Here is a 24,058-nt window from a genome sequence, read left to right on the forward strand (position 1 = left end):
GCCTGTCGCCGAGCGGACCGGGCGCGGCAGCACGTAAAGTGGCGCGGTGGCACAGCACCGGTCCAGCCGACGACGCCTGATCGGCGGTCACGTCCTCAGGGCGGACGTCCAGGCGCTGCGTGCCCTCGCGGTGGTGGCGGTCGTGGTCTACCACCTGTGGCCAGAGGCCCTGCCCGGCGGATTCACCGGCGTCGACGTCTTCTTCGTCATCAGCGGGTTCCTCATCACCGACCACCTCGCCCGCGAGGTCGACCGCACGGGCACGCTCGACCTCAGGAGGTTCTGGGCCGGGCGCGCCAGACGGCTGCTGCCCGCCTCCCTGTTGGTCCTGCTCGTCACGGCGGTCGCAGTCCTGCTCACGGTGCCGCGCAACCTTCAGGAGCGGTTCCTGACCGAGGTCGCAGCGTCCGCGCTGTACGTCCAGAACTGGCAGCTCGCCCGCGACTCGGTCGACTACCTCGGGGCGGAGAACCTGCCCTCGCCGGTGCAGCACTTCTGGAGCCTGTCGGTCGAGGAGCAGTTCTACGTGGGTCTGCCGATGGTCATCATCGTCGCGATCCTGGCCGCCCGACTGTTCGTGCTGGACAGGTACCGGGCGATCTTCGGCGTCCTGGTGATCGTCACCGCCCTGTCGTTCGCGTACTCGATCCATCTCAGCTCGGCGAGCCCCGGCACGGCCTACTTCTCGACGTTCACGCGCGGGTGGGAGTTCGGCCTCGGGGGCATCGCGGCGTTCGCTCCGCCGCTGATCGCGACCCTGACGCGCCGCGGTCTCGTCGTGGTCCGCACCGCGGCGGTGCTGGCGTTCGCGGCGATCATCGGCTCGATGGTCGTGATCGACGGCGACACCCCCTTCCCCGGCTGGGCGGCGGCCGTGCCCGTGCTCGCCACCGTGGTGCTGATGCGCTGGGGAGTGCCCACGTTCATGACACCGTTGGGCCGGTTCGCGCCGGTGGCCCTGCTCGGCCGGATCTCGTACTCGCTGTACCTGTGGCACTGGCCCCTCATCGTGATCGTCCCGTTCATCACGCTCCACCCGCTGACGACGTCCGACAAGATCGCGATCTTCGCCGCCGCGGTGATCCTGTCGTGGTTGTCCACGAGGTGCCTCGAGGAGCCGATCCGCTTCTGGAACCTCCCGCGCCTGCGGCCGTCCCACGTGCTGGGGGCGACCCTCGCGGCGATGGCCCCGGTGATGGTCGTGGCGCTCGCCGGGCGCGCGTACGTCGAGGACGTCCGCAGCGACGAGGTCACGGCGTCCGCCAAGGTGCTCGACGACCTCCCGGCCTGCGTCGGGGCCGCGGCGATCGATGCCGACGCCACGGGGTGCGGAGACCCCCTGGGCCGGCCGCTGACGGTCGTCGACCCCGCGGTCGCCGCGCAGGAGGAGCCCGACTTCCGCGACTGCTGGGCGACCAACGGGGTCGAGGAGCTCAACATGTGCTCATTCGGGCCGCAGACGGGCTACGACCTGCATCTGTTCGCGGTCGGCGACTCCCACGCGGCGGCACTGCTGGAGACCTATCGCTACATGGCCGAGAAGAACGACTGGCGCATCGACGTCGCCGCGCACGCCGGCTGCTACTGGACCGCGGCCGACATCGACCTCGACGGCGAGGACCAGGAGGCGGCCTGCCGCGCGTGGCAGGCCAACCTGACCGACCACCTGCGCGAGAGCAAGGGCACGTACGACGCGGTGCTGACCACGCACGCCACGAGCCTGCGGATCGGCGATCGTCCGGAGGGGCTCAGCCGGACCGAGACCGTCGTGTGGGGGCTCGTCGAGGCCTGGAAGGAGACCGACGCCCCCGTCGTCGCGATCGTCGACAACCCCCGCAGTACCGACACCAACGCCCAGTGCGTCGAGCGCAACGGCGTCGACGACCCGCAGCGGTGCGGGACCTCGAGGTCGTACGGCCTTCGGCGGTTCGACGGCAACGCCGAGGCCGTCGCGCAGAGTCCGCGAGCGGCTCTGGTGGACATGACCGACTACTACTGCACCGCGACCCGTTGCCCGTCGGTCATCGGCGGCGTCTCGGTGTATCGCGACCAGACGCACCTGACCACGACGTACGTGCGGACGCTCGCGCCGTACCTCGACCGACGGGTGCGCAAGGCCCTGCGCGAGCTCGAGGTCGTGCCGGGCGGTCGTTGAGGCGCTGCGCAGGCCCAGCGGGTCCGTAGGATGGCAGCATGAGGTTCCGTCAGGGAGAATCGCTCGGTGCACAGGCCAACGCGGCCTTCGACGACATGGCCGCCCGGGTGGACGGCCGCACCGCCGAGGTGTCGGTGCGGGCTGCCCGCGCGATCAGCGTCGCTGTGAGCGTGCTGCGCATCCCCACCGCGGTGGTGGGTGCTGTGCCGCTGCCGTTCATCGCCGCAACATTGGTGCTCGGGTTCCTGGCCGGTGGATCCGTCGGCACCGTGATGGTCGTCCTGGGTGTCGCGATGGCTGCGGTCAGTGCGCTGTTCTGGGGTCGCCGTCACCGCGTGATGCGCGCGGCCGCTGACCCCGACCGGCTCGCCACCGAGCTGGCCATCCTCGTGAGCATGTCCGGCCGGGTCGAGGAGTCCCGCGGCGCGCTGGCGGCGATCGCGGGTGGCGGCGGCTGGCGGGTCATGGGACGCCTGCGTGGCGTCTGGCAGGGTACCCAGATGACGGCGCGATGGATCGACGGCGTCGGCGATCTCGAGCACGCGCGTTACTTCGCGCCGCCCAAGATCGGCACCAACATCTCGATCACCGTCATGGCGCTGTGGCTCATCCCGATCTCGATCGTCGTGACCCTGCTGGCTGCTGTCGGGACCATCGCCGGCTCGATCTGAGGACCCGCCGTCAGGTCGGTTCGATGTGGCGGTGCGACACGGGGTCGGCCAGCTCCTGCAGGCGCGTGCGCGTGAGGGGCCGCAGATCGGTCGCGCGGCGAGCCATGTCCAGGACGTACTGGGCGACGGCGGCTGCGTAGAACCGTGCCTCCCGGACCTCGAGCTCCTCGGCGAGGGCGACGAGCCCCGGGATGTCGTACGCCTGGGCGGCCCGGGCGAACGTCTGCCAGACCGCCGGCGTGCCGACGGGCTCGACCAGGTCGTCGACCGCATCGATGAGCTGGGGCAGGTAGGGCGGCCCGCCGATCTGGACGCTCAGCACGCACGCATCGATCTCGGCGAGGCGCAGCTGGTGGGAGCGGGCCTCGGCGGCGACCCCGGTGAGGAGCGCGAGCGCCTCCTCCGGCTCCGCCAGCGCGTCATGGGCGCAGGCCTGGGTGATACGGCGCTCGAGGTCGTGCTGGAGACGGCGGGCGGTGTGCGTCCTGGACACCTCCAGGAGATCGTGCGCCTCGTCGTGACGGCCACTCTGCACGAGCACCAGCGACAGCATCGCCTCGACCCGGCCGCGGATCTGGTGCGGGTCGTGGTGGCGCAGCGCGGCGAGGCAGAGGCGGGCGTTGACGAGCGCGTCCTGCACGTCGCCGCGGACGAGGTCGAGCAGGCAGCGCAGGGCTGCCGTCATGCGCCCGCTGCCGGCGAGGCCGAGGACGCCCGAGGAGTAGTCGGTGATGGCCTGGTCGGCCTCGGCGAGGTCGAGAGCCGTGATGAGCGCCAGGACGTGCGCCTCGCGGGCGACGTCGAGGTGGAACGCGCTGGGCTGGTCGGGCCCGTCCAGCAGCAGACGCAGGGCGAACTCGGCGGACTCGACGGCCCGGTCCGCATGGCCGGACTGCCGCTGCGCCGTCGACAGTGCGGTGAACGCGAGGGCACGGTTGCCCGGTGAGAGCCGAGCGGAGAAGGTCAGCGCCCGCAGCTCGGAGACGAGCTCGTCGCCGGACTCCGACTGGCACCTGTCGACGAGGCCCGCGAGCGACCTGACGGCGGTGCGGCGACGGGCAGCCTGTGGATCGGCGGAGGACGTCGCGCGGTCCAGCAGGTCCTGCTGGTCCGCCCCGGCGTCCCGGCGCGCGACCCAGCGCACGTACGGCAACAGCTCGTCCTCGGACAGGTCCTGCGGATCGAGGCCCTCGAACATCGTGGCCAGGTCGTCGAGTGCGCCCAGCTCGAGCAAGGCGTACGCGCGCTCGAGCGGTGCGACGACGCTGTCGACCTCGTGGTGGGCGGGATCGGTGAAGGCGAGGGCGCGCTGGTGCCGGCCCGCGAGATTCGCCTCCCGGGCCGCGCGCGACGCGAGCTCCGGTGAGAGCGGATGATCGGTGGCGAGCCACCACTCAGCGGCCAGGAGGGAGACGCCGGGGCGGTCCAGCGTGGACGGGAACTGGTCCGCCCAGCGGTCGAACAGCTCACGCTGTCGCTCGGGCGCCATCGTCCGTCGGAGCACGGTGGCCTCGGCGTGGGACGCGAACCTGAGCCAGCCTGCGGCGTCCCGCAGCGTGCCGTGGGCGACCGCGACGTCGATGGCCGTCGGGTCGAGCCGGCGGCGTGCCTCGGCCAGGTCGAGTCCGCCGAGGAGCGCGGTCAGGTCGATCAGCTCGGCGATGGCCGGTCCGCCGCCCAGCCGCTCGACGGTCTCGGGCGCCCACAGGGCCGACAGGCGCTCCGACGTGGCATCGGTGCGGTCGGGGTTGAGGACGAGGACGCCCTCCACGGCCACGATGATGCCCGCCTCGCACGCAGCGTCACAGACCTCGCGCAGCACACCGTACGATCCGGCGGTCCGCTCGAGCAGCACCTGGACGACGGTCGGGTGCGGGACCGCGCCGAAGCGGGTCTGCAGCAGCGCGGTGACCGCGGCGCTGTCGAGGGGGAGCAGCTGGACGACCTCGGCGACGCCCAGCAGGTGGGGCTGGCTGATCACCGTCTCCGGAGCCAGCGTGGCGACGAGCCTCAGATCGCCCGTCGCGGCGACGCGGCTGAGGACGCGCACACTTGCGGGGTCGCACAGGTGGGCGTTGGTCAGCACGAACGTCCGTTCGTGGTCGGGAAGCGTCTGCACCGCCGCGCGCACCGCTGCCTCGGCCGTCCGGTCGTCGACGTCAGGGGCGAGGTCGAGCCTCGGCAGGAGCTGCTGGACCGTGAACCAGCGCAGGTCCTTCTCGCCGTGGTGGGCGACGTGCCGGGCCACGGCCGTGCCGTCGGGGTCGAGGCCCGCGATCTCGGCCGCGAGACGGTTGCGGCCGCTGCCGGGCGGACCGACGACCACGAGCGCCGGACGGCGCTCGAGCAGCGCCCGCGCATCCTTGACGTAGGACTCCGAGAACGGCGGCGGCCATGGGTCAGCGTGCTGCCCTTGCCTCGACTCCGTCATGCAGTGCTCTTTCCGTCCGGCCCCTGGACCTGACACACGATAGCGCCGCAAGCGCCTCGAGCGACATCGGACGTCTCGAACCGTGACATCGTTGGTGTCACGATGGGCTGCTGCAGCTCCTGAGGAATGCCGTGCCGACGGGCAGGGTTGAACCCCGAGTGCCTGCTCTCCTTGAACCCCTGACCCTGCGCGGCGTGACCGCGCGCAACCGCATCTGGCTCGCCCCGATGTGCCAGTACAGCGCCTTCGAGCGCGACGGAATGCCGAACGACTGGCACCTCGTCAACCTCGGCCAGCACGCCGCCGGAGGATTCGGCCTGGTGATGACCGAGGCCGCCGCCGTCGTGCCCGAAGGTCGGATCAGCCCCGAGGACGTGGGCATCTGGAGCGATGAGCACATCGCGCCGTGGCGCCGGATCGTCGATTTCGTCCGCGGACAGGGCGCGGTCGCGGCCGTCCAGCTCGCGCACGCGGGCCGGAAGGCCTCGACGTACTCGCCGTTCGGCACCGGCACCGACTCGGTGCCCGCCGACGACGGCGGGTGGGAGACGGTCGGCCCGTCCGCGCTGGCGTACGAGGGATATGCGGTGCCGCGCGAGCTGACGACCGATGAGGTCGCCGCGATCCCGCAGGCGTTCGCGGACGCCGCGGTCCGCGCCGACCGGGCCGGCTTCGACGTCGCCGAGCTGCACGCCGCGCACGGCTACCTGCTGCACCAGTTCGTCTCACCCCTGTCCAACCACCGCACCGACCAGTACGGCGGCTCGTTCGAGAACCGGACGCGCCTGATCGTCGAGGTCGCGGACGCCGTGCGCGCGGTCTGGCCCGAGGACAAGCCGCTGTTCGTACGGCTCTCGGCCACCGACTGGGCGCCCGACGGCTGGGACGTCGACCAGACCGCCCGGCTGTCGAGCGTGCTCGGCGAGCACGGCGTCGACCTGGTGGACATCTCGTCCGGCGGCCTCGTCGCGCACCAGCAGATCACGGTCGAGCCCGGCTACCAGGTCCCGTTCGCGTACGAGGTCCGCAAGCGCAGCGGCCTGCCGGTCTCGGCGGTGGGCCTGATCACCGAGCCGGCGCAGGCCGAGCAGGTGCTGCTCGACGGCGCGGCCGACGCCGTGATGCTCGGCCGGGTCGCGATCCGCGAGCCCGCCTGGCCGCTGCGCGCGGCCCACGAGCTGGGCGTCCCGCGCGACGAGGCGCCGTACCCGCCCCAGCACGAACGCGGCGCCTGGCGCTGACCGCAACCCGGCCCGCGACTGGCGCAAGGTGAAGGAAGTGGGACGGCGCGTCGTCCACTTCTGCGCCAGTCGCGGGTCGGGGTGCGCCACTCGGTGCGCGGTCGGGGGTGCGCGGACCGATAGGATCGGCCCGTGACTGCAGCCCGCCAGCTCGACACCGTTGCCCACGCCACCAGCACCCCCGACCAGGATCAGCCCTGGGCCGAGCTGGGACTCCGCGAGGAGGAGTACGCGAGCATCCGCGAGATCCTCGGGCGACGCCCCACCGGAGCCGAGCTGGCGATGTACTCGGTCATGTGGAGCGAGCACTGCTCCTACAAGTCGAGCAAGGTGCATCTGAAGAAGTTCGGCGAGCTCCCGCAGGAGACGCCGCTCGGCAAGACCCTCGCCGGAATCGGCGAGAACGCGGGCGTCATCGACATCGGCCAGGGCTATGCGGTCACCTTCAAGGTCGAGTCGCACAACCACCCCTCGTACGTCGAGCCCTACCAGGGCGCTGCGACGGGCGTCGGCGGCATCGTCCGCGACATCTTGGCGATGGGTGCGCGTCCGGTCGCGGTCATGGACCCGCTGCGCTTCGGCCCGCTGGACGCCGAGGACACCAAGCGCGTGCTGCCCGGGATCGTCGCGGGCGTCGGCGGCTACGGCAACTGCCTGGGCCTGCCCAACGTCGGCGGTGAGGTCGTCTTCGACGAGACCTACCTCGGCAACCCGCTCGTCAACGCCCTCTGCGTGGGGGTGCTCCGCCACGAGGACCTGCACCTCGCCTTCGCGTCGGGCGTCGGCAACAAGGTCGTCCTGTACGGCGCTCGCACCGGCGGCGACGGCATCGGCGGCGTGTCCGTGCTGGCGTCCGAGACGTTCGACGAGGACGGGCCTGCCAAGCGCCCGAGCGTCCAGGTCGGCGACCCGTTCATGGAGAAGCTCCTGATCGAGTGCACCCTCGAGCTGTTCGCGGCCAAGGTCGTCAACGGCATCCAGGACCTGGGCGGTGCGGGCCTGTCGTGCGCGACGTCCGAGCTCGCATCGGCCGGCAGCGGCGGCATGCACGTCGAGCTCGACACCGTGCCGCTGCGCGACTCGACGCTCTCGCCCGAGGAGATCCTCATGAGCGAGTCGCAGGAGCGCATGATGGCGGTGGTCGAGCCCGAGCACCTCGACGCGTTCATGGCGATCTGCCGCAAGTGGGACGTCGAGGCCGTCGTGGTCGGCGAGGTCACCGACGGGGACCACCTCGTGATCGACTGGCACGGCGAGACCGTCGTGGACGTCCCGCCGCGCTCGGTGGCCCACGACGGCCCCACCTACGACCGCCCCTACGCGCGTCCGTCCTGGCAGGACGCCCTGCAGTCCGACGTCGCCGAGCAGCTGCCCCGGCCCACGACCGGCGACGAGCTGCGCGATCAGCTCGTGGCGGTCGTCTCGTCGCCCAACATGGCGGACAAGTCGTGGGTCACCGACCAGTACGACCGCTACGTGCAGGGCAACACCGTCCTGGCCCAGCCCGAGGACGCCGGCGTGATCCGTGTCGACGAGAGCAGCCACCTCGGTGTCGCGGTCTCGACGGACTGCAACGGCCGCTTCGCCAAGCTCGACCCGTACGTCGGCGCGCAGCTGGCGCTCGTCGAGTCGTACCGCAACGTCGCGGTGACCGGCGGTCGCCCGCTGGCCGTCACCGACTGCCTCAACTTCGGCTCGCCCGAGAACCCCGACGTCATGTGGCAGTTCGAGCAGGCGACGCACGGGCTCAAGGACGCCTGCGCGGTGCTCGGCATCCCCGTCACGGGCGGCAACGTGTCCTTCTACAACCAGACCGGCGACACCCCGATCCTGCCGACGCCCGTCGTGGGCGTCCTCGGCGTGGTCGAGGACGTGCGCCGACGCATCAAGCACGGCTTCACGGCCGAGGGCAGCCACGTGCTGGTGCTGGGGGAGACCCGCGAGGAGCTCTCCGGGTCGACCTGGGCCCACGTGGTCCACCACCACCTCGGCGGCCTGCCCCCCGTGGTCGACCTCGAGGCGGAGGCGGCTCTCGCCGCGCTCATGCTGGAGGCCACCGCGACCGGTGTCGTCGAGTCGGCTCACGACCTGTCGGACGGCGGGCTCGCGATGGCCCTCGCCGAGGCGGCCTTCCGGCACGGGGTCGGCGTCACGGTCGATCTCGAGGACCCGTTCCTCGAGCTGTTCAGCGAGTCCTCGGCGCGCGCGATGATCACGGTCGCGGAGGACCGCCACGAGGAGCTCGTCGCCCTCGCGGAGAAGCACGGGGTCGAGCTCGCCTCCGTGGGGCGTACGGGCGGCACCGACCTGGTCGTCGAGGGACAGCTCAGCATCCCGGTCGCGGAGCTCAAGGCCGCGTGGCAGGAGACCCTGCCGGCCGTGCTCGGCTCCCAGCTGGTCTGAGGCATCCGATGGCCCGGTACTCCCCCCTCACGCACGAGGAGTTCGCGGCGATCTGCGCCCGGCTGGACGCCGGGACCGGGACCCGGCAGGACCTGAAGGCCGCCACCAAGCACCTGGCGGCGCTGCTGGTGCAGCGAGCGCCCGGCGCCAGCGTCGAGGTGCGGATCCCCCCGTTTGCGGCCGTGCAGTGCATCGCGGGCGCACGCCACACCCGTGGCACCCCACCGGCGGTCGTCGAGATGGACGCCCCCACGTGGATCGCGCTCGGGCGGGGTCGACTCGCCTGGTCGCAGGCCTCGATCCGGGCGTCGGGGGAGCGGTCGGACCTGTCGCACCTGCTGCCCCTCGACGAGGCCTGAGCTCACCGCCGGGCGGCGAACGCGCGCTCGGGGTGGTTGGTGGTCACCATCCAGACATCGGGGTCGTTCATCCAGCGCGCGAGCTCGTCGGGCCGGTCGACGGTCCAGACGATCAGCGGCAGGCCCCGCCGCCGGGCGTACGCCTTGAGCGACCACCGGGCCACGACCTTGTGCGCGACCACGACGTTGGCCCGGCTCAGGCGCACCCGGGTGCGGGGGAACGCCGACTCGGCCGCGACCCACCAGCGCGCGAGCCGGTGGTCGCGTGACGACCGCGGGCCCGACGACAGCCCGACCAGCATCCCCGGCGCATGCTCTCGTGACCACGCCACGAGCCGGCGCACCGAGGCGTCCTCGGACGTCGTGACCACGACGTTCTCGACCCCCAGCACCTCCACGACGCGGGAGACGGTCTCGATCTCGTGGCCGGGGACCTTGAGGTCGACGTGCGCCTTGATGCGTCCGCGGATCACGTCGAGCACGCTCTCGAGGGTCACCAGGACGCCGGTGAACTGCTCGAGCCGGTGCCGCGCGATCGAGCGCAGGACGGCGTCGTCGTCGAGCTCGTCGTCGTGGAAGATGACCGGCGTGCCGTCGGCGGTGAGCCGGACGTCGAACTCGACGTAGTCGCAGCCCATCGCGATGGCCGACTCGAACGCAGCGAGGGTGTTCTGGGCGCGGCGATCACCGCCGACGCCCCCGCGGTGCGCCGACACCAGGGCCATGGCTCAGACGGTCTTGCCGCGCTGCAGCTGGGCCCAGACCGTGGACTCGGTCGTGGTGTACGACGACAGCTTGCGCGCCTTGCGGTACGCCTGGACCGCCTTGACCGTGTTGTTGTCGTAGACGCCGGTCATGCGCGGACGTACGCCGGCGGCGATCAGGGAGCGCTGCAGGCGCCACACCGACTGGCCCACGGAGCCGTACTTGAGCACGCGGGGGTTGGTGCCGTGCGCGAGCAGGGCGGTCCAGGTCGCCCGGGTGGTGCGGCCCGTGGCGCCCCAGCCCTTCGTCGCGCGGTACTTGTCCAGGGCCTTCGCGGTGCCGGTGCCGAACGTCGTGTCGACCGACTTCAGCAGGCGCTGCGACTTCAGCAGGCACTCCAGCGCGGCCACCTCGGCGCCCTTGCTGCCGACCTTCAGGGTCGGGTAGGCGTTGAACGTCATCCGCTTCTTGCACGGCAGCGACTGCTTGACGGCGACCGATCCACGGCCCACGTCGAGGTAGTTCTTGTCGATCGCGAGCTTCTTGCCGCCGTACGTCACGTCGATGTCGTTGTGGTACTGGTGGATCCGCTGCTGCTTCCAGCCCGCGTCGGACAGGTACGGTCCGCCCTTGGTGTCGGCCTTCTTGTTGACCCACGCGAGCCACATCTGGTCGGGGAGCGTGAATCCCTTGCGCTTGGAGGCGCGGGCCTGGTCGATCGCGGCGATCGCCGCCGAGCCGCTGGAGTAGACGCCGGACTTGTAGCCCTTCGCGTGGAGGTACTCGGTCCACGCATCGGCGAACTCCAGCACGATGCGGTCGCACGCGGCGGTCCGGGCGTACCACTCGATGTCGAGATAGGAGTGGGTGCCCTTCGCGAATCCGTACTTCTTCAGCGCGGCGATCGTCTCCTTGGCCTCGGCCTGGGCCTGGCCGCGGGCCTTGGCGACGTTGACCGACATGCGCTTCTTCTGGACCCGGCTCTGGGGGTTGTTCTTGAAGCACGGCGCCTGGCGGCCGACGTGGATCGGCATGAAGCGCCAGCCGTTGGCGGCGTTCTTGGTGACCCACGACGCCTTCAGGTTGGGCTGGTACTTGTCACCGCAGTAGCGCGAGTTGCCCGACACGTAGATGCCGACCGCGCTGAACGGGGAGCGGAGGTTCCAGGTGTCCATGACGCTCTGGCTCGGCGCGACGCACGCGTCGAAGCCGTGCCCCGTGAAGTCGCCGGGAGCCGGCGGCGGGGAGGCCGCGGAGGCGGGGGTGGACAGGAGGACGGACGCGGCCAGGCCGGTCAGGAGACCGGTGATCGTGAGCCGCGAGGTGGGGGAAGGCACCAGGCGCATGCCTTCGAGGGTACGTGCCCCATGAGAGGTCTGTCACCACATCGGTGTTGCAGGTGTGACGGGAGGGACGGCTCCCGCTAGGGTGGTGGCCATCGTGGCCCCGGTCCCTCCCCTGGATGATCGGGGCCACGTTGCGTCCCCGGCCGGTCACACCTGGCGCGAGCCGTCGCCCCAGTAGGGCTTGCGCAGATCGCGCTTGAGGATCTTGCCCGACGGATTGCGCGGGAGCGCCTCCACCACGTCGATCGACGACGGCACCTTGTAGCCCGCGAGCCGCTCCCTCGCGAAGGCGATCAGCTCGTCCGCGGTCGCGGACGCCCCTGGCCGGAACGCGACGACCGCCTTGACCGTCTCGCCCCAGCGGTCGTCCGGGACCCCGATGATCGCGATCTCGGCCACGGCCGGGTGCTCGGCGAGGACGCGCTCGACCTCGGGCGAGTACACGTTCTCGCCGCCGGTGATGATCATGTCCTTGAGCCGGTCCTCGATGAACAAGAAGCCGTCCTCGTCGACCCGCCCGAGATCGCCCGTACGGATCCAGCCGTCGGGGGTGATGAGCTCCGCGGTGGCCTCGGGGCGGCCGATGTAGCCGATGGTCGCCTGCGGGGTCCGGAACCAGACCTCGCCCGAGCGGCCCGCAGGGACGTCCTCGAGCGTCGTGGGGTCCACGATCCGCATCTCGGCCTTGGGGACCGGGCGACCCGCCGACACCAGGCGCTCGGGGTGCTCGTCGTCGCGGTGCGCGGCATCGTCGAGGACCGTGATGACGCCACCGAACTCCGTCATGCCGTAGACCTGTTGGAACTCGGTGTCAGGCCACGCGTCCAGAGCGGCCCGCAGCACCGGCAGGGGCATCGGTGCGGCCCCGTAGCCGACCGCCTTGAGCCGGCCGAACAGCGCCATGGCCTGCGGGCCCGCCGCGACGAGGGCCGCGACGACGGCAGGCACCAGGAACGCATGCGTCGCCCCGGCCATGATCCCGGCGGCCATGAGCGAGGCCTCAACCTCCGGGACGATGTAGCCCGGCACACCGAGCGCAGGGCCGAGAAGGGCGTACGACGTGCCGCCCACGTGGAACATCGGCATCGCGACGAGCAGCATGTCGCCGTCGTCGTAGCGGGTGTCGCCCGCGCCGTTGAGGCTGTGCTCGACCATCGCGGACTGGGTCAGCTGGACGCCCTTGGGCCGCCCGGTCGTGCCGGAGCTGTACATCACGACGCACACGTCACCGGGTTCGACGCCGGGCTGCCGGTCGGTCGGGGTCCCGGCGGCCAGCCACGCCTCCAGCTCGTCGTCCTCACCGCCGACCACGACGATCTTCTCGACGTGCTCCAGGCGGTCGCGCACGAGTGCGAGCTGGTCGAGGAGCTGGTGGCCGACGAACACGATCCTGGCGCCGCAGTCGTTGAGGACGTAGTCGAGCTCATCGCCCGCCAGGCGCCAGTTGACGACCGTCGTGGCGGCGCCCAGGTGGCAACCGCCGAGGAGGACCTGCAGCACGGCCGGGTTGTTCTTGTCCAGCACCGCGACCCGGTCGCCACGACGTACGCCGTCGGCCTGCAGGGCGCCGGCCGCCCGGCGGACCGAGTCGTGGGCCTGGCCCCAGCTCCAGGTCCGCTCGCCGAACACCCAGCAGGGCTGGTCGGGCCGCTCCGCGGCTCGCGCGGCGAGGAAGTCCGACAAGAAGGTGGCGGGCGGGATCGTCGCGGTCATGGTTCTCCCTCGAAGATGTGACGCGGATCACGCCACCCTAGAGGGTCGATGCGGTCTCGTCACGCGTTGCCGGCGGGGCTCTGCTCCTCCAGCTGGGCCGCGAGGCGGTCGAGCGTCCTGCGCATGGCGACCTTGGTGGCCGCCGGCATCTTGCTGTGCGCGAGGAAGAACCGCTGCCGGTCCCGGGAGATGTCCCACGTCTCGGTCACCAGGGTCCCGCCGCCGACGGGCTCGAGCTCGTAGCGCCAGACCCGACCGCCGATGAGTCCCTTGAACCCGGTCGTCCGCCACGCGATGCGCCTGTCCTGCTCGAACTCGACGACCTCATTGGTCGTGCGGTAGCCCACGCCCATGTGCATCGCCATGCCGAACCTCGAGCCGTGCCTCAGCGGCTGCGACGACTCGCGGGTGCCACGGACGGTTCCCGATCCGTCGAACTCGCTGTGCCGGGAGGCGTCCGACAGCAGTGCGAAGATGCGCTCCGGCGGTGCCAGGATCGTGCGCTGGACGGTGATCGTGTCGGTGCTCATGGCCCCATCTGATCGGTGGACGACGCGGGTCGCAACCCGAGTCGGCTGTGACGGGCACGGTGCGCGGGGCCGTCTCGTCACGCGGGAAAGATTGGTACGCCTCGGGGAGGGGCCCCTACACTGAAGACGTGCCCCGCGGAGATGGACGCCTCACCCACGATCTCGATCCCCAGGACGCCGGACCCCAGGACGCCTGCGGCGTGTTCGGTGTCTGGGCGCCGGGCGAAGAAGTCGCCAAGCTGACCTACTTCGGTCTGTACGCCCTGCAGCACCGCGGGCAGGAGTCGGCCGGCATCGCCGTCAGCAACGGCCGCCAGATCCTGGTCTACAAGGACATGGGACTCGTCTCCCAGGTGTTCGACGAGGCGACACTGGAGTCGCTCAAGGGTGAGGTCGCGATCGGCCACGCGCGCTACTCCACGACCGGCTCGAGCGTCTGGCACAACGCGCAGCCGACGTTCAGGCCGACGGCTGCGGGATCGGTCGCCCTCGGCCACAACGGCAACCTGACCAACACCGCCGAGCTCGCGGCCCTGCTCCGTGCCCGCGACGCCGAGGCCGGCCGCGACTCCGGCAAGGGCGAGACGGCCACGTCGGACACCGCGGTGATGGCGTCCTTGCTGGCGTCCTATCCGGACCGCTCGGTCGAGGAGGCCGCGCTGGAGGTGCTGCCGCAGCTGCGCGGCGCGTTCTCGCTGGTCTTCATGGACGAGGGCACGCTCTACGCCGCCCGCGACCCGCAGGGCATCCGCCCGCTGGTCCTCGGACGTCTCGAGCGCGGGTGGGTCGTCGCGAGCGAGACCGCGGCGCTCGACATCGTCGGCGCCTCCTTCATCCGCGAGATCCAGCCCGGCGAGTTCATCGCGATCGACGAGAACGGCCTGCGTGCCGAACGCTTCGCAAAGGCCGAGCCCAAGGGCTGCATCTTCGAGTACGTCTACCTGGCCCGCCCGGACACCACGATCTCCGACCAGCGGGTGTTCTCGGTGCGCGCGGAGATCGGCCGTCGCCTGGCCCGCGAGTTCCCGGTCGAGGCGGACCTGGTCATCCCGGTCCCGGAGTCGGGCACCCCGGCCGCGATCGGCTACGCCGAGGAGTCGGGCATCCCGTTCGGCCACGGTCTGGTCAAGAACTCCTACGTGGGGCGCACCTTCATCCAGCCCTCCCAGACGCTGCGCCAGCTCGGCATCCGGCTCAAGCTCAACCCGCTGCGTGACGTCATCGCGGGCAAGCGGCTGGTGGTCGTCGACGACTCCATCGTCCGCGGCAACACCCAGCGCGCGCTCGTGCGGATGCTGCGCGAGTTCGGCGCGGCCGAGGTGCACGTGCGCATCTCGTCGCCGCCGGTCAAGTGGCCCTGCTTCTACGGCATCGACTTCGCGTCCCGCGCCGAGCTGATCGCCAACGGCATCTCGGTCGACGAGATCTGCCGCTCGGTCGGCGCGGACTCGCTGGCGTACATCTCGCTCGACCAGCTCGTCGAGTCCACCAACGTGCCGAAGGACGACCTGTGCCGGGCCTGCTTCGACGGCATCTATCCCGTTGCACTCCCCGATGATGATGTGATCGGCAAACATCTCCTCGAGGTCCAGGACCAGCTGCCGCTCGAGGTCATCCAGTGAACGACGCCCCCCGCATCTCCTACGCCAGCGCCGGCGTCTCGATCGAAGAGGGCGACCGCGCGGTCGAGCTCATGAAGGAGTGGGTCGAGAAGGCCCGGCGTCCCGAGGTCGTGGGTGGCATCGGTGGCTTCGCAGGACTGTTCGACGCCTCGGCCCTCAAGGCGTACGACCGCCCGCTGCTCGCGACGTCCGCAGACGGCGTCGGCACGAAGGTGCAGATCGCCCAGCGCATGGACAAGCACGACACGATCGGCTTCGACCTCGTCGGCATGCTCGTGGACGACCTGGTCGTCTGCGGTGCCGAGCCGTTGTTCATGACCGACTACATCGCGACCGGCAAGGTCGTCCCCGAGCGCATCGCCGACATCGTCAAGGGCATCGCCCAGGCGTGTGCGGAGTCGGGCACCGCGCTGCTCGGCGGCGAGACCGCCGAGCACCCCGGCCTGCTGGGTGTCGACGAGTACGACATCGCGGGGTCCACGACCGGCGTGGTGGAGGCCGATGCCCTGCTCGGTCCCGAGCTCGTGCGCCCCGGCGACGTCGTCATCGCGATGGCGTCGAGCGGACTGCACTCCAACGGCTACTCCCTGGTGCGGCACGTCTTCTTCGCGCCGGCGGACCAGGGCGGAGCGGGCTGGAGCCTGGACCGGCACGTGCCCGAGTTCGGGCGCACCCTCGGCGAGGAGCTGCTGACGCCGACGCGTCTGTACACGCTGCCCTGCCTGGCGCTGGCCAAGGACGTCGAGGTGCATGCGATGTCGCACATCACCGGGGGCGGTCTCGCGGCCAATCTCGCCCGGGTCGTGCCGAGCACCGTGTCGGTGCGGGTCGACCGGTCGACGTGGTCGCCGCAGCCGGTCTTCGGGCTCGTGGGCTCGCTCGGCGGCGTCGCGCAGGAGGATCTCGACCTCGCCCTCAACATGGGCGTCGGCATGGTCGCGCTGGTCGCGCCGGATGCCGCGGATGCGGCGATCCGACTGCTGGCCGAGCACGGCGTGCAGGCGTGGATCGCCGGTGACGTGGCCGACGCAGGGGTCCACGGCGACGGCGGAACGGTCACCCTCACGGGCGCTCACCGCTGATTCGTACACAATTTCGGCCCCCACGGGGGGTCGATGTGAGAATTGTTGTGACTTGTGGGTAGGCTTGCAGCACGACAAACTGACTATTTCTCTGCGAGGGGGTCGAGCCTCATGGGCCGCGGCCGTGCGAAAGCCAAACAGACCAAAGTTGCGCGCGACTTGAAGTACCGGACGCCCGACACTGACTTCAACACCTTGCAGCGAGAGCTACACGGCGAATCGGGTGACCCCATCCCCGAGCCGTACCGCGATCTCGAGCGCGAAGACCCGGCCGCCAGCTGACGCTGGTGACCGGGCCTTCGCTGTGCTCGCTCAGCTCTTGACGTAGATCTGCCGGAGCCGGCCGACCTCACGCATGCGCTGCTCGGCCATGCGGTCGGCGGCGATCGACGGGGGCACGCCCTCGCTCTTCGCGCGCTGCAGCACGCCCAGGGTGGTGTCGAAGATCTTGGTCGCGCGCATCTTGGCCCGATCGAAGTCGAAGCCGTCCAGCTCGTCCGCGACCTGGATGACACCGCCCGCGTTGACGCAGTAGTCCGGCGCGTAGGTGATGCCGCGCTCCTCGAGCCGCTTCTCGATGCCGTCGTGTGCGAGCTGGTTGTTGGCCGCACCGCACACGATCGTTGCGGTCAGCGCCTCGATCGACTCGTCGTTGAGCGCGCCGCCCAGCGCGCACGGGGCGTAGACGTCCAGCGGCTCGCGGATGAGCGCGTCGGTGTCGGCGACCGCCCGCACGCCCGGGTACGTCTCGAGGAGCGAGGTGACGGCCGGCTCGTACGGATCGGTCACGACGACCTCCGCGCCCTCGTCCACGAGGTGTCCGACCAGGTGGCGTCCCACCTTGCCCACGCCGGCCACGCCGATGCGCTTGCCGGCCAGCGACGTGTCGTCCCACAGGTGCTGGGCCGAGGCCCGCATGCCCTGGTAGACCCCGAAGGCGGTCAGGACCGAGGAGTCGCCCGCGCCACCGTGCTCGACCGTGCGACCCGTGACGTACCGGCTCTCGCGGGCGATCTGGTCCATGTCGGCCGAGAACGTGCCGACGTCGCACGCCGTGAAGTAGCGACCGCCCAGCGTCTGCACGAAGCGGCCGTACGCGCGCAGCAGCGCCTCGGTCTTCAGCGTCGCCGGGTCGCCGATGATGACGGCCTTGCCGCCGCCGAGGTCGAGGCCGGCCAGGGCGTTCTTGTAGGCCATGCCCTGCGACAGGTTGAGGACGTCGGTGAGCGCCTCCTGCTCCGAGGCGTAGGGGTAGAAGCGGGTGCCGCCGAGGGCGGGGCCGAGGGCGGTCGAGTAGATCGCGATGATCGCCTTGAGGCCGGTGGCCTCGTCGTGGCAGAAGACCACCTGCTCGTGCTGGCTTCCAAAGGGTGAGGGATTGCTGCTGCTGACGGTCACTGTGGTGCTCTCTGTGGTGGATGGCCGGGGGAGCGATGGTGGGCTCCTCCAACGGGCGGGCCGCGGGGTGGTGCGACTCACAGTCCGACTGTACCGGCGCCCCGGGGTCCTGCAGGGGTTCGTCCCCGACAAAACGTGAGGCTTCCTTCGCATTTATGCTGGGCAGGTGAAGACGATCCCCGCGCCCAGCATCTCGTACTCGATCACGATCCGGCTCGAGGTGCCGTCGGGCGGCTCGGCGATCAGCGATCTCACGACCACCGTGGAGCGGGCCGGCGGAATCGTCACCGCCCTGGACGTCGCGGCGTCCGGCGCGGACGCGTTGCGCATCGACCTCACGTGCGCCGCCTCCGACACCGAGCACTCGGCACGCGTCGTGGACAGCCTGCGCGAGCTCGAGGACGTCGACGTCCTCAAGGTGTCGGACCGCACGTTCCTCATGCACCTCGGCGGCGTGATCGAGACCGCGACGAAGCACCCGCTGCGCAACCGCGACGACCTCTCGATGATCTACACGCCCGGGGTCGCGCGGATCTGCCAGGCGATCGTCGCGGACAAGGAGGACGCGCGGCGGCTGACCGTCAAGCGCAACAGCGTCGCGGTCGTCTCGGACGGGTCAGCGGTGCTCGGCCTGGGCAACATCGGCCCGCACGCGGCGCTGCCGGTCATGGAGGGCAAGGCCGCGCTGTTCAAGAGCTTCGCGGACATCGACGCGTGGCCGATCGTCCTGGACACGCAGGACGTCGACCAGATCGTGGAGACCGTCGCCGCGATCTCGCCGGGCTTCGCGGGCATCAACCTCGAGGACATCTCGGCCCCCCGCTGCTTCGAGATCGAGGCCCGGCTGCGCGAGCGCCTCGACATCCCCGTGTTCCACGACGACCAGCACGGCACCGCCGTGGTGGTCCTCGCGGCGCTGCGCAACTCGCTGGCGGTGGTCGGCAAGGACCTCGCGAAGGCGCGCATCGTCCTGGTGGGTGCCGGGGCGGCGGGCACCGCGGTCCTCAAGGTCCTGCTCCACGCCGGGGCGGTCGACGTGACCGTGTGCGACGTCCAGGGCGTGGTCCACAGCGGCCGCGAGGGCATGGACCCCTCGCTGGCCTGGATCGCCGCGAACACCAACGACGCGGGGCGTACGGGCACGCTGCGCGAGGCGCTGCCGGGTGCGGACGTGTTCATCGGCGTCAGCGCGCCCAACCTGATCACCGCCGAGGACGTCGAGGCGATGGCGCCGGACTCCATCGTGTTCGCCCTGGCCAATCCCGATCCGGAGATCGACCCGGCCGTGGCGCGCCGGCACGCAGCGGTCGTGGCCACCGGCCGCTCGGACTACCCCAACCAGATCAACAACGTGCTGGCGTTCCCCGGCATCTTCCGTGGACTGCTCGACGCCCAGTCGCACGGCATCAGCATGGACGTGCTGATCGCCGCTGCCGACGCCGTGGCCGACTCGGTGTCGCCCGACGAGCTCAACGCGAACTACGTCGTCCCGAGCGTCTTCCACCCGGACGTGCACCAGCGCGTCGCCTCGGCCGTACGCACGGCAGCGATTGCGGCAGATGCCTCACAGCACCCAGAACAGGCCCACCACGGTCGGTAGGAAGGCCAGCGGGATCCACGGGGACATCAGCTTGGCCCCGAGGATGATCCGCACGACCACGTAGGTCACCAGCGCGAACACGGCCGACATCGCCAGCAGCAGGATCGCGTCGGCGCTCCGGCCCTGGCCCTGGACGACGTGTGCGACGACGATGACGCCCAGCACGCCGTGGATCGCGACCGCGAAGAAGGCGATGGCCGCGACCCGCCGCTGCACCCGGCGGAGGGCGACGAGCTGCTCGGCGGTGCTGCGGGTGGTGCTGGTGCGGGTCCTGGTGCGAGGGGTCATGCGGTCACGCTTCCGTGGGCGGCATCGATGATGCGGTGGAGGACGGCGTTGGTGGTGGTGAGGTCGTCCGCGGACATGCCGAGACGGGTCAGCATCGTGGTCGGGACCTCGAGCGCCCGGTGGCGCAGCGCGCGGCCCTCGTCCGTGACGCGGATGGCCAGTGTCCGCTCGTCGCTGGTCGACCGGGACCGGCTGACGAGTCCGGCGGCCTCCAGGCGCTTGAGCAGCGGGGACAGCGTGCCGGGGTCGAGATGGAGCAGCTCGCTGAGCCCCTTCACCGAGATCTCGTCGTGCTGCCACAGGGCCAGCATCACGAGGTACTGCGGGTGGGTGAGGCCGAGCGGCTCCAGCACGCTGCGGTACGACGCGACGACCTCGCGGGAGGCCACGGCGAGGGCGAAGCACACCTGCTCCTCGAGGGCGAGCGGATCACGGGTCGTCATGTCTTGAGCGTACCAATGATTGGTGCACCAACTATTGTCGGCTACGTCTCACCTTGCGGTCGAGCATCGCGTCCATCTGGCGAAAGAGCGGACGCATCCCCGCGGTCAGCACGCCGGGGACGGCGGCCATCGCGATCTCTGAGACTGCGCCCTGCAGGCTCGTGACCCGCGTCGGACGGTCGACCACGGCCCTGACGAGCCAGTCGGCGGCCTTGTCCGCGCTGAGCATCGGCATGGCCTGGTAGATGTGGGTGCCGCCGGACATCTCGGTGCGCACCATGGGGAAGTGGACCGTGGTCGTGGAGATGCCCTGTCCGCCCAGCTCGGCGGACAGGGAGCGGGTGAACGACTCGAGCGCAGCCTTGCTGGCCAGGTAGGCCGAGAACAGTGGGATCGGCAGCTGTGTCGACAGGCTCGACGAGATGACCACGTGGCCGTGGCCCTGCTCCAGGAAGCGCGGGACGAGCCCCAGCGTCAGGCGTACGGCCGCCAGGTAGTTGATGGCCATGGTCCGCTGGTAGTCGTGCACCCGGTCCACCGACTCGGTGATCGGGCGCCGGATCGAGCGGGCGGCGTTGTTGACCAGCACGTCGATCCTCGGGTGCTCTGCCAGAAGCTGGGCCACGAGGGCGTCGGCCTGCGCGGCGTCGGTGAGGTCCACCGCGTACGTGTACGCGTCCCCGCCTGCGCGACGGATGTCGGCAGCGACCGACGCGAGCTCGTCCTCGCGGCGAGCCACCAGGCACACGGTCGCGCCGAGGGCTGAGAGCTTGCGGGCGGCCTCGGCGCCGATGCCGCTGGACGCTCCGGTCAGCACGACCGTGCGGCGGTCGAGGCGGCGGCTCCGCAGCGGGATCACCGACTGCCGCCGTCCAGCAGCGCGGTCAGCAGGCGTACGCAGCGCTGCCTCATCTCGTCGGCCGTCTGCTCGGGGTGCTCGACCCACCAGTTCATCAGCGAGTCCACGATGCCGAGCCAGACCGACGTCATCGCCGAGACGTCGAGCTCGTCGTCGTTGCCGACCAGGGTCATGAGCTCGGCGACGCCCTCCTCGGCCAGCGCGCCGATGCGATCGGTGTAGACCGCGATCGACGCGGCGATCGGGCCCTCGGTCGGGGCCGTGCTGTCGAAGAACAGCCGCCAGAGGTGCCGCTGGCCCTCCAGGAGCGTGAACATCCCGGCGAGGGTGTCGATGCCCCGCTGGATGCCCACGGCCTCGCCACGGGCGATCCGCTCGATCTCGTCGGCGACCAACGTGCCGCCGCGGACGAGGCAGGCCTCGTAGAGCCCTTCCTTGGACCCGAAGTAGTTGTAGATCAGCGGCTTGGAGATGCCCGCGAGGTCGGCGACGGTGCCGACCGACGTGCCCGCGAACCCGTACGTGGCGAACTGCTCGGACGCGATCGACAGGATCTGCGTCTCCCGATCGAGGCGGGGGACGCCCTTCGTGCCGGCATTGGGTCTGGCCACGTGCGCAGTGTAGGCCCGGGGGGCCGTCAGAGGCTGCGGGTCAGGCCGCCGTCGACGGGCAGCATCACGCCGGTGAGGAAGCTCGCGGCGGGGGAGAGGAGGAACGCGGCCGCGCGGCCGAACTCCTCGGGCCGCCCGTAACGGCGCAGCGGGATCGTCCGCTCGTTCGCGGTGCGGGCCGCGTCGGCGTCGCCGGTCGCGGCGTCGAGCGTACGCACCCGATCCGTGGAGAGCCGGCCCGGCAGCAGGGCGTTCACCCGGATGCCCCGCGGCCCCAGCTCGTCGGCGAGATTCTTGGCGGCCATGGCCAGCCCGGGGCGCAGGGCGTTGGAGATGCCGAGACCCGGGATCGGCGACTTGACCGACGTCGACAGGACGAAGGCGATCGAGCCCCCGTCGCCGAGCTCCTCCGCGATCGTCGTGGCGAGCCGGAGAGCCCCGAGGAAGACCGACTCGAAGGAGGAGCGCCACTCCTCCTCGGTGCGGTCGAGGATCGGCCCGGCCGGCGGGCCGCCGACACTGATGAGTGCGCCGTCGAGCCGGCCGAACGCGCTGTCGGCGGCGGCCACGAGCTGGGCGGGGGCCGTGGCGTCCGCATTGTCGACGGCGACGCCGACAGCGCGGGGGCCGAGTGCGGCGACCGCCCGGTCGACGGACTCCTTGGTGCGCCCGGAGATCACGACGTTCGCGCCCTCCGCGACGAGCTGCTCCGCCGTCGCGCGGCCCAGCCCTCCGGAGGCGCCGGTGAGGATGTACGTGCGATCGCTGAGCCCCAGGTCCATGCCGTCACCCTACGACCGCCCGGGCCTGCACAGCGGACCGACGATGAGGGTTTGCGGTCGTCCCTGCTGCCCGAAACCCTCATCGCGCGTCCCCGCCGGGCGGGCGCCGGACCGAGCATGAGGGTTTGTGGTTGCTGGTGCTGCCCGAAACCCTCATCGCGCGTCCCCGCCGGGCGGGCGCCGGACCGAGCATGAGGGTTGTCGGTCGCTGGAGCTGCCGGAAACCCTCATCCTCGGTCCGCCCGCAGGGCTGGACGCGGGGGGAGAACGAGGAAGAGCCCCGCGAGATTCGCGGGGCTCTTCGTCTTTCTGCTGTGGCCAGGGCCGGGGTCGAACCGGCGACCCTCCGCTTTTCAGGCGGATGCTCGTACCAACTGAGCTACCTGGCCACCGCTCGCGAACGAGCGACGACCACCTTATCGCACGTGCTCCGGGCTCAACGACCCCTGTCCGCCAACCGCTCCAGCAGAAGCGCCTCAGCGACGCACACGCGCGTGAACTCACCGAGATGCAGACCCTCGTCGATCCCGTGGGCGCGGGTGTCCGGATCCTCGACGCCCGTGACGAGGACCGCCGCGTCGGGGAAGATCCGGGCGAACTCGGCGATGAACGGGATCGAGCCGCCCATGCCCATGTCGATCGGCTCGGTGCCGTCCCACGCGTCGCGGAACGCCGACCGGGCGGCGTCGTAGGCGGGACCTTCGGCATCGACCGTGAACGGCTCGCCGACCTCCCCGCGCTCGACCGTGACGCGGGCGCCGAACGGGGCATGGCGCAGAAGGTGCGCCTCGAGAGCGTCGAGGTGCGCGGTGGCGTCGCCGCCGGGCGCGACCCGCATGCTGATCATCGCGCGGGCGCTCGGCGCCAGCGTGTTGGACGCAGTCGCGACCGGGGTGGCGTCGAGGCCCACGACGCTCACGGCCGGCTCGGCCCACAGTCGCTGCACGATCGAGCCGCGGCCGATCTGCTCGACGCCGGGCAGGACGGACGACTCCTCGCGGAAGCGGTCCTCTGGATACTCGACGTCGGCGGCGGTGCCGTGGTGCAGGCCCTCGACCGCGACGGAGCCCGCGTCGTCGTGCAGCGTCGCGAGCAGCCGGCACATCGTGGTCAGCGCGTCCGGGACGACGCCGCCCCAGATGCCCGAGTGGACCGCATGACCCAGGGTCTCGACGGTCACGACGCAGTCGGCCAGCCCACGCAGCGTCACCGTCAGCGCCGGTACGCCCACGGCCCAGTTGGCCGAGTCAGCGATGACGATCGCGTCCGCGGTCAGCTCGTCGCGGTGCTGCTCGAGCAGGGCCACGAGACTCGGTGAGCCGGACTCCTCCTCGCCCTCGACGAAGACGGTGACGCCGACCGGCGGGTTGCCGTCATGTGCGCGGAACGCAGCGAGGTGCGCGGCCAGACCGGCCTTGTCGTCGGCCGCGCCTCGGGCGTGGAGCCGGTCACCGCGCCTCGTGGGCTCGAACGGAGGGGACGTCCACAGGGCGGGGTCCCCCGTCGGCTGGACGTCGTGGTGCGCGTACAGCAGCACCGTGGGGGCGCCGGGCGGGGCCGGGTGGTGCGCGATGACGGCGGGGGCGCCGCCGGCCTCGACGATCTGCGTCCGGGCGAACCCGGCCTCCCGCAGCAGCCGTTCGACCTCGGCGGCGGAGCGACGCACGTCGTCGTGGTGCTCGGGCTGCGCCCAGATCGAGGGGATGCGCACCAAGGTCTCGAGATCGTCGAGCACCGAGGGGAGGACGTCGTGGACGCGCGAGGTGAGATCGGTCATACGTCCAGCGTGCCACGCGACCCCGCGGGGGTCGCGTGGCAG

The 24,058-nt window shown here is 71.2% G+C and carries 21 protein-coding genes and 1 tRNA gene; 9 read left to right on the forward strand and 13 right to left on the reverse strand.

The features are described from left to right. Window positions 1-46: 46 nt before the first annotated feature. Window positions 47-2,155: an acyltransferase family protein gene (locus GEV26_RS01975; RefSeq protein WP_153651511.1), complete on the forward strand. Its 2,109-nt coding sequence runs from the start codon at window positions 47-49 to the stop codon at window positions 2,153-2,155. A gap of 38 nt (window positions 2,156-2,193) precedes the next feature. Then, window positions 2,194-2,826, forward strand: coding sequence for a hypothetical protein (locus GEV26_RS01980; RefSeq protein WP_153651512.1), 633 nt, complete (start codon window positions 2,194-2,196; stop codon window positions 2,824-2,826). A 10-nt stretch (window positions 2,827-2,836) separates the two neighbouring features. Here GEV26_RS01980 and GEV26_RS01985 read toward each other — a convergent pair whose 3' ends face one another. Then, complete coding sequence (locus tag GEV26_RS01985; RefSeq protein WP_153651513.1) at window positions 2,837-5,257, reverse strand: hypothetical protein; 2,421 nt, start codon at window positions 5,255-5,257, stop codon at window positions 2,837-2,839. Window positions 5,258-5,415: 158 nt separating this feature from the next. Here GEV26_RS01985 and GEV26_RS01990 point away from each other — a divergent pair, with 158 nt between their 5' ends. The 3 genes from GEV26_RS01990 to GEV26_RS02000 all read left to right on the forward strand — a co-directional run bounded on the left by GEV26_RS01990 (window position 5,416) and on the right by GEV26_RS02000 (window position 9,260). Next, complete coding sequence (locus GEV26_RS01990) at window positions 5,416-6,498, forward strand: NADH:flavin oxidoreductase/NADH oxidase (RefSeq protein ID WP_153651514.1); 1,083 nt, start codon at window positions 5,416-5,418, stop codon at window positions 6,496-6,498. 132 nt (window positions 6,499-6,630) lie between these two features. Continuing rightward, a complete protein-coding gene (gene purL / locus GEV26_RS01995) occupies window positions 6,631-8,901 on the forward strand; it encodes a phosphoribosylformylglycinamidine synthase subunit PurL (RefSeq protein ID WP_153651515.1) in 2,271 nt (756 codons plus the stop codon). 8 nt (window positions 8,902-8,909) lie between these two features. Next, on the forward strand, window positions 8,910-9,260 hold the full coding sequence (locus tag GEV26_RS02000) for a sterol carrier family protein (RefSeq protein WP_153651516.1): 351 nt from the start codon (window positions 8,910-8,912) through the stop codon (window positions 9,258-9,260). A gap of 2 nt (window positions 9,261-9,262) precedes the next feature. Here the strand turns inward: GEV26_RS02000 and GEV26_RS02005 are convergent, their stop codons facing one another. The 4 genes from GEV26_RS02005 to GEV26_RS02020 form a co-directional block, all read right to left on the reverse strand. Beyond that, window positions 9,263-9,985 (reverse strand): glycerophosphodiester phosphodiesterase, encoded by a 723-nt coding sequence (locus tag GEV26_RS02005; RefSeq protein WP_153651517.1) that lies wholly within the window; start codon window positions 9,983-9,985, stop codon window positions 9,263-9,265. A 3-nt stretch (window positions 9,986-9,988) separates the two neighbouring features. Next, window positions 9,989-11,311, reverse strand: a complete 1,323-nt coding sequence (locus GEV26_RS02010) for a glycoside hydrolase domain-containing protein (protein ID WP_153651518.1) — start codon at window positions 11,309-11,311, stop codon at window positions 9,989-9,991. Window positions 11,312-11,458: 147 nt separating this feature from the next. Further along, the gene (locus GEV26_RS02015; protein ID WP_153651519.1) at window positions 11,459-13,024 is read right to left on the reverse strand and encodes a long-chain-fatty-acid--CoA ligase; all 1,566 of its coding nucleotides are present in this window, start codon (window positions 13,022-13,024) and stop codon (window positions 11,459-11,461) included. A gap of 59 nt (window positions 13,025-13,083) precedes the next feature. After that, window positions 13,084-13,554 (reverse strand): SRPBCC family protein, encoded by a 471-nt coding sequence (locus GEV26_RS02020; RefSeq protein ID WP_153651520.1) that lies wholly within the window; start codon window positions 13,552-13,554, stop codon window positions 13,084-13,086. Window positions 13,555-13,682: 128 nt separating this feature from the next. Here GEV26_RS02020 and purF point away from each other — a divergent pair, with 128 nt between their 5' ends. The 3 genes from purF to GEV26_RS02035 all read left to right on the forward strand — a co-directional run bounded on the left by purF (window position 13,683) and on the right by GEV26_RS02035 (window position 16,540). Further along, window positions 13,683-15,176, forward strand: a complete 1,494-nt coding sequence (gene purF / locus GEV26_RS02025; RefSeq protein ID WP_153651521.1) for an amidophosphoribosyltransferase — start codon at window positions 13,683-13,685, stop codon at window positions 15,174-15,176. Further along, on the forward strand, window positions 15,173-16,258 hold the full coding sequence (gene purM, locus GEV26_RS02030; protein ID WP_153651522.1) for a phosphoribosylformylglycinamidine cyclo-ligase: 1,086 nt from the start codon (window positions 15,173-15,175) through the stop codon (window positions 16,256-16,258). Before purF ends, purM begins: the two co-directional genes overlap by 4 nt. A gap of 111 nt (window positions 16,259-16,369) precedes the next feature. Continuing rightward, window positions 16,370-16,540: a DUF3073 domain-containing protein gene (locus tag GEV26_RS02035; protein WP_153651523.1), complete on the forward strand. Its 171-nt coding sequence runs from the start codon at window positions 16,370-16,372 to the stop codon at window positions 16,538-16,540. 30 nt (window positions 16,541-16,570) lie between these two features. Here GEV26_RS02035 and GEV26_RS02040 read toward each other — a convergent pair whose 3' ends face one another. Next, complete coding sequence (locus GEV26_RS02040) at window positions 16,571-17,656, reverse strand: Glu/Leu/Phe/Val dehydrogenase dimerization domain-containing protein (RefSeq protein WP_243838845.1); 1,086 nt, start codon at window positions 17,654-17,656, stop codon at window positions 16,571-16,573. Between the two features lie 175 nt (window positions 17,657-17,831). Between GEV26_RS02040 and GEV26_RS02045 the strand changes: the two genes are divergently transcribed. Continuing rightward, the gene (locus GEV26_RS02045; protein ID WP_153654917.1) at window positions 17,832-19,256 is read left to right on the forward strand and encodes an NAD-dependent malic enzyme; all 1,425 of its coding nucleotides are present in this window, start codon (window positions 17,832-17,834) and stop codon (window positions 19,254-19,256) included. Here GEV26_RS02045 and GEV26_RS02050 read toward each other — a convergent pair. From GEV26_RS02050 to GEV26_RS02080, 7 genes are all read right to left on the reverse strand, one after another. Next, window positions 19,221-19,544 (reverse strand): hypothetical protein, encoded by a 324-nt coding sequence (locus GEV26_RS02050; protein WP_153651525.1) that lies wholly within the window; start codon window positions 19,542-19,544, stop codon window positions 19,221-19,223. The genes GEV26_RS02045 and GEV26_RS02050 overlap by 36 nt on opposite strands. After that, entirely contained in the window at window positions 19,541-19,987 is a 447-nt protein-coding gene (locus tag GEV26_RS02055) for a MarR family winged helix-turn-helix transcriptional regulator (RefSeq protein ID WP_153651526.1), read from the reverse strand. The genes GEV26_RS02050 and GEV26_RS02055 overlap by 4 nt, the downstream gene beginning before the upstream one ends. A 31-nt stretch (window positions 19,988-20,018) precedes the next feature. Next, entirely contained in the window at window positions 20,019-20,846 is an 828-nt protein-coding gene (locus GEV26_RS02060; RefSeq protein ID WP_243838846.1) for an SDR family NAD(P)-dependent oxidoreductase, read from the reverse strand. Beyond that, on the reverse strand, window positions 20,843-21,457 hold the full coding sequence (locus tag GEV26_RS02065; protein WP_153651527.1) for a TetR/AcrR family transcriptional regulator: 615 nt from the start codon (window positions 21,455-21,457) through the stop codon (window positions 20,843-20,845). The genes GEV26_RS02060 and GEV26_RS02065 overlap by 4 nt, the downstream gene beginning before the upstream one ends. Before the next feature lie 26 nt (window positions 21,458-21,483). Next, a complete protein-coding gene (locus tag GEV26_RS02070) occupies window positions 21,484-22,239 on the reverse strand; it encodes an SDR family oxidoreductase (RefSeq protein ID WP_153651528.1) in 756 nt (251 codons plus the stop codon). Between the two features lie 315 nt (window positions 22,240-22,554). Then, window positions 22,555-22,628 (reverse strand) — tRNA-Phe (locus GEV26_RS02075). A gap of 47 nt (window positions 22,629-22,675) precedes the next feature. Next, window positions 22,676-24,016, reverse strand: a complete 1,341-nt coding sequence (locus tag GEV26_RS02080) for a dipeptidase (protein ID WP_153651529.1) — start codon at window positions 24,014-24,016, stop codon at window positions 22,676-22,678. Between the last annotated feature and the right edge of the window lie 42 nt (window positions 24,017-24,058).

It is taken from the genome of Aeromicrobium yanjiei, assembly GCF_009649075.1.
In the GTDB taxonomy this organism is placed as follows: domain Bacteria; phylum Actinomycetota; class Actinomycetes; order Propionibacteriales; family Nocardioidaceae; genus Aeromicrobium; species Aeromicrobium yanjiei.

Coding starts and splice junctions, on each gene's coding strand:
- GEV26_RS01980 (WP_153651512.1), top strand. CDS start 2,194: ATGAGGTTCCGTCAGGGAGAATCGCTCGGTGCACAGGCCAACGCGGCC.
- GEV26_RS01985 (WP_153651513.1), bottom strand. CDS start 5,257: ATGACGGAGTCGAGGCAAGGGCAGCACGCTGACCCATGGCCGCCGCCG.
- GEV26_RS02000 (WP_153651516.1), top strand. CDS start 8,910: ATGGCCCGGTACTCCCCCCTCACGCACGAGGAGTTCGCGGCGATCTGC.
- GEV26_RS02005 (WP_153651517.1), bottom strand. CDS start 9,985: ATGGCCCTGGTGTCGGCGCACCGCGGGGGCGTCGGCGGTGATCGCCGC.
- GEV26_RS02010 (WP_153651518.1), bottom strand. CDS start 11,311: ATGCGCCTGGTGCCTTCCCCCACCTCGCGGCTCACGATCACCGGTCTC.
- GEV26_RS02015 (WP_153651519.1), bottom strand. CDS start 13,024: ATGACCGCGACGATCCCGCCCGCCACCTTCTTGTCGGACTTCCTCGCC.
- GEV26_RS02020 (WP_153651520.1), bottom strand. CDS start 13,554: ATGAGCACCGACACGATCACCGTCCAGCGCACGATCCTGGCACCGCCG.
- GEV26_RS02035 (WP_153651523.1), top strand. CDS start 16,370: ATGGGCCGCGGCCGTGCGAAAGCCAAACAGACCAAAGTTGCGCGCGAC.
- GEV26_RS02050 (WP_153651525.1), bottom strand. CDS start 19,544: ATGACCCCTCGCACCAGGACCCGCACCAGCACCACCCGCAGCACCGCC.
- GEV26_RS02055 (WP_153651526.1), bottom strand. CDS start 19,987: ATGACGACCCGTGATCCGCTCGCCCTCGAGGAGCAGGTGTGCTTCGCC.
- GEV26_RS02070 (WP_153651528.1), bottom strand. CDS start 22,239: ATGGACCTGGGGCTCAGCGATCGCACGTACATCCTCACCGGCGCCTCC.
- GEV26_RS02080 (WP_153651529.1), bottom strand. CDS start 24,016: ATGACCGATCTCACCTCGCGCGTCCACGACGTCCTCCCCTCGGTGCTC.